This is a genomic window from Paramesorhizobium deserti (genome assembly GCF_001558695.1).
Classification (GTDB): Bacteria; Pseudomonadota; Alphaproteobacteria; order Rhizobiales; family Rhizobiaceae; genus Paramesorhizobium; species Paramesorhizobium deserti.
Window position 1 is genome coordinate 637,559 of the sequence record NZ_LNTU01000023.1, and the last position, 16,376, is coordinate 653,934.

The following is a 16,376-nucleotide window of genomic DNA, read 5'->3' on the forward strand; positions in this document are numbered from 1 at the left end:
ACGGAAACCGCATCGCAGTGAAGTGGACTACTCCAGACGCGTCAGTTCTTCGCGATGCTGCCCACGGCCGCGCCGTCGACGCGCTTGAGGCTCATGCCGATGACGGGGACGAGTTCCTGTTCCACGCGAACGGAGACCGTGACGTTCATGGTGTTGTCGTCGGCGATGCGAGCGAGCATCGCGCCATTCAACTGCTTGCGGTTGAGGCCAAACACCACCCGGTCGCGGCTGACGGTGCCAGAGGTGACGTCCAGACCCTTGCCTGCAGCGCCATCGTTGAACATGCCGGTATAGGTCTTGCCCTTGCGCATGACGGTTGCCTTCATCGGCTGGGAAAAGACGCCGACACGGCAGGAGCCGTCGAGCGTCATGCCGACGGCATCTTCCGGCGTGGTGCCTGCAAGCGTGCAGGTGAATTTGGTGCCTTTGTATTTCCCGGCGACAATTTCGCCCGGACCAGTCCACTGGCCCTCGACATTGCGGAAAAACCGCTCATCCGTGTCGGCGGCCTGCGCCTGGGAGGCTGCGCCCGCCAAAGGCAGCAGGAAGAGACATGCGGCAAGGCAATTTTTCATAAGTTGGACTCGGGGTTCTGCACAGGGCGATTCAAAGCCGATAATCGGCCGGATTGGTTAATGCTTGGTTTGCGTCGCCCTAATTGTCAATCCTTCTTCTGTGGGACTTTCTCCCCATTGAGCCTTGCAAGATCGCCGATGAAATCGCCGATACCCGGCCGTTTCTCGGCGTTGAAGGGGAAAGGACGAACGAGATCCATGGCGGAAATGCCGATCCGTGCGGTCATCAGGCCGTTGATGACACCTTCGCCAAGCCTGGTCGAAAGCCGCGAAGCCAGGCCGTGGCCGATGATCTGCTGGACGAGACTGTCACCGACCGCGATCGTGCCGGTGACGGCGAGATGGGCGATGACGCGCCGGGTCAGCTTCAAAAAGCCGAAGGTGCCGGGACGACCGGCATAGAGCTCCGATAAACGGCGGATCAGCCTTGCCGCTTCGAAGAGCACGTAGCCGACATCGACCAGCGCGCGCGGGCTGACGGCGGTGACGATGGAGACCCGCTTGGCGGCGGCGAGGATCATGCCGCGCGCCTCTCGGTCGAGCGGGCGCAGGATTTCGGTTTCTGCCAGCCGGATCAGGTCGCGCCCGTCGATGATGTCGCCTTCAAGCGCCTTCAGTGTCTCGCGCCCGCGCGCCGTGGCGGGCAGGCTTGAGGCAATGGACGTCAAGCTGGCCACGGCGTCACGTGCGGCGCGGGCGTCGTCTCGTGCGGCCGCATCGGCGGCTTCCTCGCGCAGGAACTGCACCGAGGCTAGTCTTCTTAGCGCCAGCGCTTCACGGATGACGATAACGGCCAGCGCCAGAAGCGCTACCGCGGCAACACCGAGAGCCGCCCAGCCGAGCCAGGTGGCGCGGTCGAATAGCGCGCGGATCAGGTCGTCGGTCCATATGCCGATGGCAAGCGAGACGAGGATGCCCAGCGCCCCCGTGAGAAGGCCGGCGAAGGAGAAGCGCCGGCGCGGCGGCAGGGCTGGCGGCGGGGTGAGGGCGTCGAGCTCGGCAGTGTCCAGGCTTTCCATCTCGAAGACATCGACCGGTGCCGGGGTGACGACGGCGATGTCGCGGATCGCGGTCGGCTTACGGACTGTCGCTTGTTTCTTTCCCTCCTGAGCAGATGCGGATTGCCTGCGCTCTTCCTTCCCCTCGACCGAGACCGCGGGGCTGTCGAGACGGAAAGCGGCTGGCTTGCGCGGCGGTGTCTCAGTCATGCGAGGCGGTCTCCGATCAGGAATTGCAGCGCGCGATCGAGCCGGATATGCGGCAGCGACAGCGTGATGCCCTCGGCGGTTCGCTCCAGTTTCGGCGGGCGGAAGCGGACGAAACGGATCAGATCATGGGCGGGGTGAGTGGATTCTTCAAAAATCGATTCCGGATTCTTCGGCAAGTCACCGGGAAATATGGCTGTTTCGGTTTTCCCGTCGAAGATTTCGCCGTCGATCATCTCGCCCTTCAACGGCGTGCCGATGATGACGGGAAGGGTTTCCTTGCCTTGCGTGACGGTCGCCTCGCGCGTGGCGCGGACCGCCGCCATGGCCAGCACGTCGATGCTGGCGCCGGAAAAGCCTGCGCGCCTGATCGCCCGGTCGACGAGACGGCGGACGATAGCCTCCAGCCGGTCATGGCTTTCGTGATGCAGGTGATCCGCCTTGGTGGCGGCGACGAGGATGCGGCCGATACGCCGCTGAACGAGACCGGTCAGGAAATTGGTGCGGCCCGGGCGGAAACAGGAGAGGATTTCCGTCAGCGCCCGTTCGAGATCGGCGACGGCGGGAGCGCCGGCATTCATCGCCTGCATGGCGTCGATAAGCACGATCTGGCGGTCGAGCCGGGCGATATGCTCGCGGAAGAACGGCTTGACCACATGGGTCTTATAAGCCTCGTAACGCCGCTCCATCATGGCGGCGAGCGATCCCGCCTTGTGGCTTCCAGGCTTCAGGTCCGGCAGGGGTGCGAAGGTCAGCGCCGGCGAGCCATCCAGATCGCCCGGCATGAGAAAGCGTCCGGGCGGCAGGGTGGAAAGCGCTTTTTCATCGGCCTTTCCAGCACGCAAGTAAGCGGTGAAGCTTTTGGCAAGCCTTTGCGCCGTCAGCTCGTCGGCTTCCGCTTCCGGCTGCACGGTTTGCGCTTCGGCTAACCACTGGCGCGCCAGCTCGGCATGGGCCGGCATGCGGGCGAGATCGAAGGAATCTTTTGAAAAATCCGCATAGGTTTTGCCTAAAAGCGGCAAATCGAGCAGCCATTCGCCGGGATAATCGACGATATCGACCGAAAGCCGGCCGGCCGAGAACATCCGGTTCCAGGAGGATGCGGATTCATATTCGATGGTCAGGCGAAGCTCGGATATGGCGCGGGTGGATTCCGGCCACTCCCTTTCATCGATGAGCGCCTTCAGGTGCTCTTCATACTGAAAGCGCGGCACGGCATCGTCCGGTTGCGGCTCCAGAAAGGCGCGTGAGATGCGGCCCTGCTTCTGCGCCTCGAACAGCGGCAGGCGGCCGCCTGCAATGAGATTATGGACCAGCGCGGTGATGAACACCGTCTTGCCGGCGCGGGAAAGGCCGGTAACGCCGAGACGTAGCGATGGCGAGATGAGACCGGTCGTCCGGTCGGCCAGGGTATCGAGGGCAATTTTCGCCTCGTCTGTCAGGGTGGTCAGTGTTCCCAAGATGGCCTCGCCGAAATTGCTTGCGGCTCCGGATATAAGGATGGAACGGTTAAAATCACAAGAAAGCGGGTGAAATCAGTCAAATATCTGCGGGTGTGATGAAGGCGCGCAAAGTTCCGGCGCCAGCCGCGGCGTCGGCGAGCGGACCCTCGAAATCGATGACGGCAAGGCCCGCTGTCGGGAAGCCATGTGAAAGGCGTTGGAGCAGGGCGGGATGGCCTTTGGTTGCAAGCGCCAGCGCCAGTTCCTCCATGGACGGATTATGTCCGATCACAAGCACGCAGGACGCGTCACCGGCATCATGAACCGCATCGAGATAGCCATTCGCATTGGCCGTATAGAGTGCGTCGCTGTCGGCGGCAGGAAAAGGGGAGGTGAGGGTGAGGCGGAGATTATCGAGCGTTTCGCGTGTGCGTTTTGCCGTCGAGCAGATCGCCAGATCGGGAATGAACCCGGCGACGGCCATGGCGGAACCCATGTTCCTGGCGGCTTTCGCGCCTCCGTTGGAGAGCGGCCGGTCAAAATCCCTCATTCCGGGAGCGGCGGCCACCGCTTTCGCGTGACGCAGAAGATAGATACGACTCATGTTCCCCGTTCCTTAGGCTGATGTCGCGATCGCTGTTTCTGTCATGAAAAGCAGCGTTTTGCACGTCCCGAACCGCTGCGCGTCGCAGCCAGTCAGCAGAACACATTTTTTTGTTCGGCCACGCTTGGTTGAGGGGAATGAGATAAAAGCAGGCGAGGCTTAAAATTTGTGCATTATCACGGATATGTGGTGCGGGCGATTTTTTGCGAGTAATTTTATTCAAAAATCAGTGGAGGGAAGCAAACGAGGTCAATCAAAAGGGGAATTCCGGCAGCAATATACGAACGAATTAGGAACTAAAACTCAACTTTGCTGCATTTTTGAGCAAAATCAATGCACTAAAAAGTGGTGGTCGGTGGTCATTTCTTATTGTGCGACGTTTCGTCTGGACATATATAGGCCTCGCGTCTCCTAGATGTGGGGTGATTCAGATATGAGTGAATTGATTGACCTTGACTACAGGCCCACTGAAGACGAGCCGTTCATGAACGAACGGCAAAAGTCTTACTTCCGCACAAAGCTGGTCGCCTGGAAAAACGATATCCTCCGCGAGGCACGTGAAACGCTCGAAGCCTTGCAGCAGGAAAACGCCAACCATCCTGATCTTGCCGACAGAGCCTCATCGGAAACGGACCGTGCGATCGAGTTGCGCGCCCGCGACCGCCAGCGCAAGCTGATCTCCAAGATCGATGCCGCCCTCCAGCGCATCGATGATGGCACATACGGCTTCTGTGAAGAGACCGGTGAGCCGATCAGCCTCAAGCGGCTGGACGCGCGTCCGATCGCCACGCTTTCCATCGAGGCGCAGGAGAGGCATGAGCGGCGGGAAAAGGTCTATCGCGACGATTGATTGAATTTGAGGCGACCGGCGGAACAGGCCGGCGCTATCTGTTCGAAAAGAACACGTTTGACAGATTTCTTGTCTGATTGGCTGCGGAGTTTCTCCGTGGCTTTTTTTTTGCCGTGCGGAGTTGGTGAGCTAGCGTCAACTTCAAACGCTGCGGCCTTCCCCCTTCGCTCAAGCCCTTCTCCGCGGGGAGAAGGGAAATTGGCGGCTTCGTCAGCCAATTACGCAAATTCCATCATTTCCCGTTGGGCTTGGACAGTTCGCCCAACAGCTTCTCCATCTCGTCCTCGATGCTGCCGGCCTCCGGCTTGTCCGACGCATTTTCGCTGGGTGAAATGTTGAGCTCGCTCGAGAGCTCGTCCTCGAAAATATTGACGAGTTCCGCATCCGGGATGTTGCCCTCGGCGGAAGCATTCTCTTTTTCTTCAACGGGTTCCGGTTCTTCCACGACAAATTCATCGAGGATGGCATCGTGAAGTTCCGCGTCTGATTCATCGAGCTTATCGGAGACGTCTTCCCGCGCGGGCGGCGCCGGCGTAAGCGGTTCGGCTGGGCTTTCCTCGAAGCCTGATTGCGGGGCACTTCCCGGCTTTTCGTCATCGATGGACGGCGCCTTGGGTGCCTCGTTCTCAGGAGTGGAGGTCCGCGTCGTATCGCGGCTCGGCGCTATGTTGAGGCTTGCCGCAGCGGCGGATGCGGCGGCGGCACCTGACGTGGCGGTTATCACGCCCTTGGCGACCTGGCTCAGCGGATAGGCGGGATGCGCGCGCGCGACCGGCTGCGGAGGCTGCGGCAGGACGGTGCGCGGCTGCGGCGGGTAGGAGGGCGCCGGGCGCGGCGGTTGCGTGAATTGTGGAGCCGGCGCGAATTGCGGTGCCGGTTTCGGCGCGGCCGGCTGCGCAGGGGCCGCCGGCCTGGAGGGGGGCACAGGCGGACGCGGACGCTCCTGCGGCCTTTCCACGGCGCGTTCCGGAGAAGAGGGGGCCGGGGCGGGCGGTCGTTTTACGGGCGTGCCGCTTACCGGCGGCGCGATGGGCGGGGCGGGCTCGGCGGCAGCCGCGGCCGGCTCGGATTCGCGGGGTTCCGCGGCCGGCTGTTCCCTGGTCGGAGCACCGGTAAAGGCCGGAGAAGGAGCAGGGGCGCTGACGAAAGGCTCGGCCTCGGCTTTCGGCGTGTGCGTGCGGCTCTGAGCGCGAGCCGCCTGGACGATATTCTGCTCGACGACGACGTCCGTCGGGCCGCCGATCAGGATCAAATGCTCCACATCGTCGCGGCGCACCAGGACGAGCCGCCGGCGGTTGTCCACGGCGGCTGCGTCCATGACCGACAGGCGCGGTGCGCGGCCGCGTCCACCTGCCACGAAGGTGCCTCCGGTGAGCCGGCGAATGATGGCGAAAACGATGACAATCGCCACAAGGATCAGCAGAAACAGGAGTATGAAACCTGCAATACGCGCGGCGTTCTCGCCGACAATTCCAGCCAACCACTCGTTCATGCCGCGTTCTCCTTATGCAGATGCACCTGCATCATCCCGAAATAGCCTCTGTGGATGCGTCCCCATACGCAATTCAATAGTATTAGGCATAACCGACCAAGGCGGCTAAAGGAAACAATCATCGATTGAAATATTCCTGTCTTAATTGAAATGCTCACACAGCCAACAGAAAATGTGACAATCGGGCAAGAATGCGGCTCGACGGGTGGAATTTGTTTGCATATCGCTCGTGTGGGGTTTTCGCGTGCAGGAATGTATGATTCAAGCAATCGGCGAATCGGCTATTCCCTTGCTCCGTGATGCATTGGATGCCTTTCCGCGCGCGGGGTGGCGTGACGGAAACGACAGTAAAACGGTCGATATACATGCCGGTCACATGCGCCCGGCGAGACGCGGCTGACAGAAAGAGGGGTTGAGGCATATGTCTCACGAGGCAAGGACCGATCTTTATCCAAAGCCGATCGTCTCGGGCAAAAGAGGGCCCGGCGCAGCGATCAGGCTTCTGGTCCTTGGTGTCGTGCTGACGGGCGCGGCCTTTCTCTATTTCGTGTTCCGCGAGCAGCTTGGCGATGCGTTCCTGCTCGGTCTGCTCGGCATTCTGGCGATGATCGGCGTATTCTATCTGTTTGGCTCAGCCATCGGCCTCATCCAGTTCACGCCTCGCGTCATGGGCGACGATCTTGCCAACGCCTTCATCGATTCGCTTCCCGAGGGCACGGTGATCCTGGATGCCAAGGGACGTATCGTCTATGCCAACCAGGCTTATGCCGCCATAACGGGAGCGACCGAGGCGACCGACGTCCGCACGCTGGACACCATATTGTCGGGTGAGGTGGCGGCCTCCGATGCGATCTATCGCCTGGCCAATGCGGTGCGCGACGGCGTGCCGGCGCAGGAGGAGGTTCGTCTTTCACAAGCAATGGCGCCGACGGCCGACGGCGCGGCGGCGACCGGTCCCACTTGGTATCGCATCAAGGCGCGGCCGATCGCTTCGACGCCGGATCACAAAGGACCGCTCTTCGCTTGGCAGATTGCCGATATTTCGGAGGAGCGGGCGGAACAGGAGCGCTTTTTCCAGGACCTGCAGGAAGCCATCGATCATCTCGATCACGCGCCGGCCGGCTTCTTCTCCACCGATCCGTCGGGTCGCATCATCTATCTCAACGCGACGCTCGCGGAATGGCTCGGCGTCGATCTCACCAAATTCGTTCCCGGCTCGCTGATGCTGAGCGATATCGTCGCCGGCAACGGCATGGCGCTTATCAATGCGGTCAAGGCCGATCCGGGTTCGAGCCGCAACACGGTCATCGATCTCGACCTCGCCAAGCTCAACGGCCAGAGCCTCGCCGTGCGCTTCTACCATCGTGTGCAGGCGCAGCGCGACGGCAAACGCGGCACGAGCCGGACCATCGTGCTCAACAGGGCCGAGGGACAGGATGCATCCGCAGCCTTGCGGGCGGCGGAAGTGCGCTTCACCCGCTTCTTCAATTCCGCGCCCATGGCCATCGCCGCGGTCGACGCCAAGGGTCAGACGCTCAGGACCAATGCGCGGTTTCTCGACATCTTCTCTCCCGTCGTCGACAGCGATGCCGTCGACCGCCGCGTCAAGCTCGAAAGCGTGGTGCATGAGCGCGACCGCGAGGCCTTTTCACGGGCGCTGGCCGCCGCTTTCGCGGGGCAGGCTGAGATATCGCCGGTGGATACGGTTCTGCCGAACGATGAGCAGCGGCATATCCGCTTCTATGTCAGCCCGGTTTCCGATGTCGGGGGCGAGGGAGCCGAGGAGGCGGCGATCGTCTCGGCGGTGGAGACGACGGAGCAGAAGGCCCTAGAAGGCCAGATGGCGCAGAGCCAGAAGATGCAGGCGGTGGGCCAGCTCGCCGGCGGCATTGCGCATGATTTCAACAATGTGCTGACGGCGATCATCATGTCGTCGGACCTGCTCCTGACCAACCACCGCGCGTCCGATCCGTCCTTTCCGGATATCATGAACATCAAGCAGAACGCCAACCGCGCCGCTTCGCTGGTGCGCCAGCTTCTCGCTTTCTCGCGCCGGCAGACATTGCGGCCGGAAATACTCGATCTCACCGACGTTCTGGCCGATCTCCGGATGCTGCTTGCCCGCCTTGTCGGCAAGGATATCGAATTGAAGATCGATCACGGCCGCGATCTGTGGCCGGTGCGGGCCGATCTCGGGCAGTTCGAGCAGGTGGCGGTCAATCTCGCCGTCAATGCGCGCGACGCCATGCCGGAAGGCGGCACGGTGACCATCCGCACGCGCAATGTGGACCAGGCGGAGGCGGCGACCTTCAACTATCGCGAACTCCCCGCCGCCGATTACGTGCTTGTGGAGGTTGAAGATAGCGGCACGGGCATTGCGCCCGATGTGATCGAGAAGATCTTCGAGCCGTTCTTCACCACCAAGGAAGTCGGCAAGGGCACAGGGCTTGGCCTGTCGATGGTCTATGGCATCATCAAGCAGACGGGCGGTTTCATCTATTGCGATTCCGAAGTGGGCAAGGGGACCATTTTCAAGATCTTCCTGCCCAGGCACGTGGAAGCGGCGGTCTCCGCCGAGGATGCGCTTGCAGAAAACGGCCGGAAGGAGGCCGCAAAAGAAAAGAAGGCCGAAAAGCCCCGGGATCTTTCGGGTTCGGCGACCGTGCTCCTCGTCGAGGACGAGGATGCGGTGCGCATGGGCGGGGTGAGGGCGCTGCAGTCGCGCGGCTATACGGTGCACGAGGCATCGTCCGGCGTGGAGGCGCTGGAAGTGCTCGCCGGCCTGGACGGCAAGGTCGACATCGTGGTCTCCGACGTGGTCATGCCGGAGATGGACGGTCCGACGCTGCTGCGCGAACTGCGCAAGGACCATCCCGACATCAAGTTCATCTTCGTTTCCGGCTACGCCGAGGACGCTTTTGCCAAGAACCTGCCGGCGGATGCCAAATTCGGCTTCCTGCCCAAGCCTTTCTCGCTCAAGCAGCTCGCCACGGCAGTGAAGGAAATGCTGGAAGCGGAGGATTGACCGCTTCCAGTGCGCGGTTCTGCCTGTTCACTCTTGCAACAACCTCTCAGAACTGCATTAAGTTCTCTACACAAGTAATGCCTGTATCTCGTGTTTTAAGCCAATAGCCCCGGGGGGGCTCTCATGAAGGAGGAAATCATGCGTTTTTCGTTGTTTTCTGGGGTTACGCTCGCGGCGAGCATCATGTTCGTGCCACTGGCCCATGCCGATATCACGATCGGCCTGATCGCGCCGGTGACCGGACCGGTGGCGGCCTATGGCATCCAGGTCCAAAACGGCACTGAAAGCGCCGTCGAGGCGATCAACAAGGCCGGCGGCATCGGCGGCGAGAAGATCGTGCTGAAGCTGGTCGATACCGCCGGTGAGCCGAAGCAGGCGGTTTCCGTCGCCAACCAGCTCATAGGTGAGGGCATCCATTACGTGGTCGGCCCGGTGCTGTCGGGCACCTCCATGCCGGTATCCGATATCCTGGCGGAGAACGGCACCCTCATGGTGACGCCGACGGCTACGACCCCGGCCCTGACCAGCCGCGATCTGTGGAATGTGTTCCGCACCTGCGGCCGCGACGACCAGCAGGCGGAAGTCGCCGCCGACTATGTGCTGAAGAACCTGAAGGGCAAGAACATTGCCATCGTCAATGACAAGGGGCCCTATGGCAAGGGTCTCGCCGACGCCTTCAAGGCGACGTTGAACAAGGGCGGCGTCAACGAAGTGCTCGACGAATCGCTCAATGCCGGTGACAAGGATTTCAGCGTGCTGGTAACCCGCCTGAAAGAGGCGAAGGCCGATGTGATCTATTTCGGCGGTTATCATCCCGAGGGCGGCCTGCTCGCCCGGCAACTGAAGGACCAGAACGTTAACGCCACCATCATCGGCGGTGAGGGCCTCTCCAACACCGAATATTGGGCAATCGCCGGTGATGCTGCCGCCGGAACGATCTTCACCAACGCTTCGGACGCCACCAAGAATCCGGCCGCTGCCGACATCATCAAGGAACTGCAGGCGAACAATATTCCTGCCGAGGCGTTCACGCTCAACGCCTATGCTGCGGTTCAGGTGCTGAAGGCCGGCATCGAAAAGGCGGGCTCCGCAGACGATGCCCAGGCTGTCGCGAAGGCGCTCAAGTCGGGTGACGCGATCGACACGGTGATCGGCAAGCTCACCTATGCCGAGACCGGCGATCTCTCCTCGCCGAGCTTCGACCTCTACAAGTGGGAAAACGGCAAGATCGTCGCGGCCGAATAAGCCGCTTGCGATCTTCAAATAAATGAAAACCGCCGCTTCGGGCTTCGAAGCGGCGGTTTTTTTCATCTGCGAACCGGATGGGGCGTTTTAGAAGTCCATCCCGCCACCAGGCATGGCCGGAGCTGGGGCTTCCGCCTTCGGCTTCTCGGCGACCATGGCCTCGGTCGTCACCAGAAGGCCCGCCACCGATGCGGCATCCTGGAGCGCGGTGCGCACCACCTTGGCCGGGTCGATCACGCCGGCCTTATAGAGATCGCCGAACTCGCCGGTCTGCGCATTCCAGCCATAGGAGAAATCCGGATTGTCGCGCAGCTTGCCGACGACGATCGAGCCTTCCGCGCCGGCATTCTCGGCGATCTGGCGGGCAGGGGCCTCGATGGCGCGGCGGACGATCTCGACGCCGACGCGCTGGTCGTCATTGGCCACGGGAAGATTGTCGAGCGCTTTCGCCGCGCGCAAAAGCGCCACGCCGCCGCCCGGCAGAATGCCTTCCTCTACAGCGGCCCGGGTCGCGTGCAGGGCGTCGTCGACGCGGTCCTTCTTCTCCTTCACCTCGATTTCCGTCGATCCGCCGACGCGGATGACGGCAACGCCGCCGGCAAGCTTAGCCAGGCGCTCCTGCAGCTTCTCGCGGTCATAGTCGGAGGTGGTCTCCTCAATCTGCGTCTTGATCTGGTTGACGCGACCGTGGATTTCATCTTTCGAACCGGCGCCATCGACGATGGTGGTGTTCTCCTTCTCGACGAGCACGCGCTTGGCCCTGCCGAGCATCTGCAGCGTGACGTTTTCGAGCTTGATGCCGAGATCCTCGGAGACGGCGGTGCCGCCGGTCAGGATGGCGATATCCTCGAGCATGGCCTTGCGGCGATCGCCGAAGCCAGGCGCCTTCACGGCGGCGACCTTCAGGCCGCCGCGCAGCTTGTTGACGACGAGCGTGGCAAGCGCTTCGCCCTCGACATCCTCAGCTATGATGAGAAGCGGCTTGCCGGATTGCACCACTGCTTCGAGCACGGGAAGCAGGGCCTGCAGATTGGAGAGCTTCTTCTCATGGATGAGGATATAGGGATCCTCGAACTCCACCCGCATCTTTTCCTGATTGGTGATAAAGTAAGGGGAGAGATAGCCGCGGTCGAACTGCATGCCTTCGACCACTTCCAGCTCGGTCTGGGCGGTCTTGGCTTCCTCCACGGTGATGACGCCCTCATTGCCGACCTTTTCCATCGCTTCGGCAAGGAATTGTCCGATATCCGTATCGCCATTGGCGGAAATGGTGCCGACCTGGGCGATCTCGGAATTGTTGGAGATCTTGCGGGCATTCTTCTTCAACTCGCCCACGACCGCCTCCACGGCGGTATCGATGCCGCGTTTCAGGTCCATCGGGTTCATGCCGGAGGCGACGGCTTTCGCGCCTTCGCGCACGATCGCCTGGGCGAGGACAGTGGCCGTGGTCGTGCCGTCGCCGGCCACATCGCTCGTCTTCGACGCCACCTCGCGCAGCATCTGGGCGCCCATATTCTCGAACTTGTCCTCCAGTTCGATCTCCTTGGCGACCGATACACCGTCCTTGGTGATGCGCGGTGCGCCGAAGGACTTGTCGATGACCACGTTGCGGCCCTTGGGGCCCAGCGTCACCTTGACGGCGTTGGCCAGAATATCGACGCCACGCAACATGCGATCGCGGGCATCCGAATGAAATTTCACTTCCTTGGCAGCCATTGTTCTACTCCTTCATGAGGCAGTATTCAGGTGTTCTCCGGGAACCGGTCGTTTCAGGCAGCCTTCGCTTGCGCGGCATCAGCTTCCACGATGCCCATCACATCGGCTTCCTTCATGATCAGCAGGTCCTCGCCATCAAGCTTGATCTCGGTTCCAGACCATTTGCCGAAGAGAATGCGATCGCCGACCTTCACGTCGAGCGGCTGCAATCGTCCGCTCTCGCTGCGGGTGCCGGGGCCGACGGCGATGACCTCGCCTTCCTGCGGCTTTTCCCTAGCCGTATCCGGGATGATGATGCCGCCGGCCGTTCGTTCCTCGGCCTCGATGCGGCGAACAAGTATGCGGTCATGCAATGGGCGGAACTTCATTGTTCTCCTCCTGGATAAGCAAGGGTGACAAACAAGTTTAGAAAGCTCCTCGCGCCGGCCGAAAACGCCCGGCACGGGACGCGCAACCCGCTGAACGGCATCGCGCGCAAAAAATCTGGTTGCGCCGAAAATCCGTTTCAAGAGAAGTATAGCAGAAAAATTCGAGGCGCCGCAGTCGCCCGGCGCGCGCCGTCGTCGAAGGGGCTACCGCTTCTTCATGGCACTTATATTTCCTCCTCCTCGTCATCCTGTGACAGGAGGTCGATAAGCTCTGCCGCCCGTCCGGTAGGGGGCGAAATTCCCTCCTTCACCAGTGCTTCGTCATTGTTGATCCACCCCCACGCGCGAACGAGTTCTTCAAGCGTGGCGCCGGTGGTCACGATATCGGCGACCAGTGTGTCGTCCACTGGCCCGAGCACGGAAATGACCTCTTCGCGCGTGATGCTCACGATCTCAATCCTCCTCGATGCCGGCAGACCGGAACGGCGTGTTCTTCTTTCGACCAGATAGGCAAACGCCGGGAACGATCAACGGTTGCGCGACGGATTTGTTGTTCGGCTGCGGACGGGTGAAGAAACGGGCCGGCCGATCGCGTCATCGCGCCTCTGCCCGGTTTCCGATACTAAATGGTTCCCAATTTTGATGCATTTTTAAGTATTTGTTTCCCTGTGTTCTTTTTACCAAAAGGTCTTTTTTCCGGTTCCAATTTGCAGAGCTAGCTAATATTATCGATTGTTCAATCGGGGAGTTCATATCGGGGCGTTTGGGAGAGCGGTGTGCTGACCGTATATAATTGTATTGTCAACGAGCATGATCTGCGGCTCGTTTTTCTGGCTGCGATCGTCTGTGCGCTCGCCTCCTTTGCCGCGGTCAATCTGCTGCGCTATGCACGCAGGTCGAACGCCCCGACATTGTGGTTGTCGATTGCGGCAGTCGCCTGCGGCTTCGGCATATGGTCGACGCATTTCATCGCGATGCTCGCCTTTTCCCCCAACCTCCCGCAGGGCTATAACGTCACGCTCGCCGGCCTTTCGCTGGTCTTTGCGGTGGCGATGACGGGCCTCGGCGGGCTGGTAGCGGTGAAAAGCCGATATCCGCATGGCGATCTGCTTGGGGGTGCCATCGTCGGCGGGGGCATCGCCGCGATGCATTTCACGGGAATGGCGGCTTTCAAGGTGGAGGGGCAGATCGCTTGGGATCCGGTGTTCGTCATCGCGGCAATCGTGCTGGGTGTGCTCCTGGGGGCGGCCGCCATGCGCGTCGCTCTTGCCGCCGGCGGCATGAAGAGCAAACTGGCGGGAGCTGCGCTTCTCACCCTTGCCATATGCAGCCATCATTTCACCGCCATGGGCGCGATAAGCATCATGCCCGACAGTTCGATCAAGGTTCCGGTCACGGCGATCGCCTCCGGCTGGCTCGCGGTCGCGATCGCGCTTGCCAGCGTCGTGATTCTCATATCCGCCCTGGCGGTCGCGGCCCTCGACATGCGCAGCCGCCGGACAGCGACGGAAATGGACCGTATGCGCAAGCTGGTCAACGCGGCGGTGGAAGGCCTCGTCATCTGCGACGGAGACATCATCATCACCGCCAATGAGAGCTTTTCGGTCCTTTCCGGCATCAGCAGCCAATCGCTCATTGGCGCCTCCATCGGTCAAATGCTGTCTGATGCCCATGTCCGCAGCAAGCTAGCAAGCGGCCAGAACGAGGTGCTGGAGGCGGACCTGAAGACGGTGGACGGCGAGATGATACCGGTGGAGCTGATCGCCCAGAATATCGATTTCGGCGGAAAGCGGCATCGGGCGGTGGCCATTCGCGACCTGCGGGCCCGCAAGGAGGCGGAGGCGCATATCAGCTATCTCGCGCATCACGACATGCTGACGGGGCTGCCAAACCGCCGCAGCTTTGCGGCGCGGCTCGATCAGCTGATCGCGACCACGGATATCAGGGGCGAAAACCGCGTTGCGCTTCTCTGCCTCGATCTCGACCGGTTCAAGGAGGTGAATGATCTTTTCGGGCATGCCGCCGGCGACGAGATATTGCAGAAGATGGCTACGATCGTCAGCCGCCTTCTAAGCAGCGAGGACATGCTGGCGCGCCTCGGCGGGGACGAGTTCGCCATCATCGTGCCCGGCGTCACCAGCACGGCCGCGATCAGCCGGCTGGCGGAGAACATCCTGGATGCCCTAAAGGCCGAAAACGCGAATTCGCCCGCGCGGTCGGTCGTGTCGAGCAGCATCGGCATCGCCATCTATCCGGAAGACGGCGCGGATCGCGAGACATTGCTCAGCCATGCCGACACGGCGCTTTACCGCTCCAAGGCCGAGGGCCGGAACACCTATCGTTTCTTCGAAGCGAAGATGGGTGAGGAGACGAAGGAGCGCCGGCTGATCGAACACGAGCTGCGTCATGCGATATCCGGCGGCGAGCTCAAGCTGGTCTACCAGCCGCAGATGCAGATCGACAGCGGCGAGATCATCGGCTTCGAGGCGCTGATGCGCTGGCACAACCGTCGCCGCGGCGATGTGCCGCCCAATGTCTTCATTCCCATCGCCGAGGAAAGCGGCCTCATCGTCGAGCTCGGTGACTGGGCGATGCTTGAGGCCTGCCGCGAAGCTGCCTCTTGGGAATTGCCCCTGACGGTGGCGGTTAATGTCTCGGTCGTCCAGCTCCACAGTCAGGACTTCCCGCAGAAGGTCCATGATGTGCTCGTCAAGACGGGCCTGCCGCCGCACAGGCTGGAGCTGGAGATCACCGAAACGGCGCTGATCAAGGACATGAACCGCGCACTGGGCACCCTGCGGCAGGTGAAATCACTTGGCGTCCGCGTCGCCATGGACGATTTCGGCACGGGCTATTCCTCACTGTCGAATATCCGGGCATTCCCGTTCGATGTGATCAAGATCGACCGGTCGTTCATCAAATCGGTCGACAAGAACCAGCAGGCGGCCGCCATCGTCAGGGCCGTTCTCGGGCTTGGCCGCGGGCTGGGCCTGCCGGTCCTTGCAGAAGGAATCGAGACTTCCGACGAATTGCGCTTCCTGACGGAGGAATATTGCTCGGCGGGGCAGGGCTTCCATCTGGGCGAGCCGGCTTCGATCGAGCATTTCGATCATATCGTGCGCGCCAGCAGGCATGTTCGTGAGAAAAAGATTGCCGCTTTGTGAGGCGGGGTTGCCGCGCGCGGTGGCATACTCGACCTCCCGGTGCGGGAACCAGGGGGCAGGGCATTTCTCCGACAGGGGAAGCTCGTCCGCCACCGCCGCGGCTCCTCTTCTGTAGAAAGGCAAAATTGGCCATTGAAGCGACGGATTGCTTCGGCTAGAAACGCAACGCGCATGCGGCTCCGGCCGGATGTCTGCACCCGTAGCTCAGTTGGATAGAGTGCTGCCCTCCGAAGGCAGAGGTCACAGGTTCGAATCCTGTCGGGTGCGCCATTCTCGAACAAAAGAGAGAACTGCAGGCGGGGTCTTTCCCGTTTCCTGAGAGGCGGCCTTTGCGAGGATCGCTTTCGAGCCGCTGATCCTGATCTCTTCCTTCGTAACACGCACCTCCTGCATGAGGATTCGCGCATAGGCCTGCCGGAATTCCGGGGAGCCGTTCGTCAGCCGGTCGCGCAATAATCGGGCGAACCGCTTGATCTTGTCCGGTGTGATCTCGGGCTCGCTGGACGACAGCCGCTCCTGAAGCTCCTTGATCTCGACAGCGAGGTCGTCCCGTTGCAGCTTGAGACCGAGAAGGCTAGGGATGGGATACTTGGAGAAGAAGGCTAAACACAACAAGCGGAGTCGTGACCCAAAGCCATCGTCTAAGCCGGCCAAGGCTGCGTCTAGGGCCGGATCCAACGCAGGCCGCGG

The 16,376-nt window shown here is 61.4% G+C and carries 13 protein-coding genes and 1 tRNA gene; 5 read left to right on the top strand and 9 right to left on the bottom strand.

Annotated elements, in window-relative coordinates:
- Positions 1–41 precede the first annotated feature (41 nt).
- The 4 genes from ATN84_RS15905 to ATN84_RS15920 all read right to left on the bottom strand — a co-directional run bounded on the left by ATN84_RS15905 (position 42) and on the right by ATN84_RS15920 (position 3,826).
- Positions 42–575, bottom strand: a complete 534-nt coding sequence (locus ATN84_RS15905; RefSeq protein WP_068882590.1) for a hypothetical protein — start codon at positions 573–575, stop codon at positions 42–44.
- Positions 576–661: 86 nt separating this feature from the next.
- Positions 662–1,783, bottom strand: a complete 1,122-nt coding sequence (locus ATN84_RS15910) for a YcjF family protein (RefSeq protein WP_068882591.1) — start codon at positions 1,781–1,783, stop codon at positions 662–664.
- Positions 1,780–3,243 (bottom strand): YcjX family GTP-binding protein, encoded by a 1,464-nt coding sequence (locus tag ATN84_RS15915; protein WP_153020260.1) that lies wholly within the window; start codon positions 3,241–3,243, stop codon positions 1,780–1,782. Before ATN84_RS15915 ends, ATN84_RS15910 begins: the two co-directional genes overlap by 4 nt.
- A gap of 76 nt (positions 3,244–3,319) precedes the next feature.
- A complete protein-coding gene (locus tag ATN84_RS15920) occupies positions 3,320–3,826 on the bottom strand; it encodes a SixA phosphatase family protein (RefSeq protein WP_068882593.1) in 507 nt (168 codons plus the stop codon).
- 433 nt (positions 3,827–4,259) lie between these two features.
- Here ATN84_RS15920 and dksA point away from each other — a divergent pair, with 433 nt between their 5' ends.
- The gene (dksA, locus tag ATN84_RS15925; RefSeq protein ID WP_068882594.1) at positions 4,260–4,676 is read left to right on the top strand and encodes an RNA polymerase-binding protein DksA; all 417 of its coding nucleotides are present in this window, start codon (positions 4,260–4,262) and stop codon (positions 4,674–4,676) included.
- A gap of 232 nt (positions 4,677–4,908) precedes the next feature.
- Here dksA and ATN84_RS15930 read toward each other — a convergent pair whose 3' ends face one another.
- Entirely contained in the window at positions 4,909–6,168 is a 1,260-nt protein-coding gene (locus ATN84_RS15930; RefSeq protein ID WP_068882595.1) for a flagellar biosynthetic protein FliO, read from the bottom strand.
- A 421-nt stretch (positions 6,169–6,589) separates the two neighbouring features.
- Between ATN84_RS15930 and cckA the strand changes: the two genes are divergently transcribed.
- Both cckA and ATN84_RS15940 read left to right on the top strand, forming a co-directional pair.
- Complete coding sequence (gene cckA / locus ATN84_RS15935) at positions 6,590–9,193, top strand: cell cycle histidine kinase CckA (protein WP_068882596.1); 2,604 nt, start codon at positions 6,590–6,592, stop codon at positions 9,191–9,193.
- Between the two features lie 138 nt (positions 9,194–9,331).
- The gene (locus ATN84_RS15940; protein ID WP_068882597.1) at positions 9,332–10,438 is read left to right on the top strand and encodes a branched-chain amino acid ABC transporter substrate-binding protein; all 1,107 of its coding nucleotides are present in this window, start codon (positions 9,332–9,334) and stop codon (positions 10,436–10,438) included.
- An 87-nt stretch (positions 10,439–10,525) separates the two neighbouring features.
- Here ATN84_RS15940 and groL read toward each other — a convergent pair whose 3' ends face one another.
- From groL to ATN84_RS15955, 3 genes are all read right to left on the bottom strand, one after another.
- Positions 10,526–12,154, bottom strand: coding sequence for a chaperonin GroEL (gene groL / locus ATN84_RS15945; protein WP_068882598.1), 1,629 nt, complete (start codon positions 12,152–12,154; stop codon positions 10,526–10,528).
- Positions 12,155–12,207: 53 nt separating this feature from the next.
- The gene (locus ATN84_RS15950) at positions 12,208–12,522 is read right to left on the bottom strand and encodes a co-chaperone GroES (RefSeq protein WP_068882599.1); all 315 of its coding nucleotides are present in this window, start codon (positions 12,520–12,522) and stop codon (positions 12,208–12,210) included.
- A gap of 224 nt (positions 12,523–12,746) precedes the next feature.
- A complete protein-coding gene (locus ATN84_RS15955) occupies positions 12,747–12,971 on the bottom strand; it encodes a hypothetical protein (RefSeq protein WP_068882600.1) in 225 nt (74 codons plus the stop codon).
- A gap of 327 nt (positions 12,972–13,298) precedes the next feature.
- Here ATN84_RS15955 and ATN84_RS15960 point away from each other — a divergent pair, with 327 nt between their 5' ends.
- Both ATN84_RS15960 and ATN84_RS15965 read left to right on the top strand, forming a co-directional pair.
- Positions 13,299–15,686, top strand: coding sequence for a bifunctional diguanylate cyclase/phosphodiesterase (locus ATN84_RS15960; RefSeq protein ID WP_068882601.1), 2,388 nt, complete (start codon positions 13,299–13,301; stop codon positions 15,684–15,686).
- Positions 15,687–15,879: 193 nt separating this feature from the next.
- Positions 15,880–15,956 (top strand) — tRNA-Arg (locus ATN84_RS15965).
- Here ATN84_RS15965 and ATN84_RS26245 read toward each other — a convergent pair.
- Positions 15,927–16,340 (bottom strand): hypothetical protein, encoded by a 414-nt coding sequence (locus ATN84_RS26245; protein ID WP_201026389.1) that lies wholly within the window; start codon positions 16,338–16,340, stop codon positions 15,927–15,929. The genes ATN84_RS15965 and ATN84_RS26245 overlap by 30 nt on opposite strands.
- Positions 16,341–16,376: the final 36 nt, after the last annotated feature.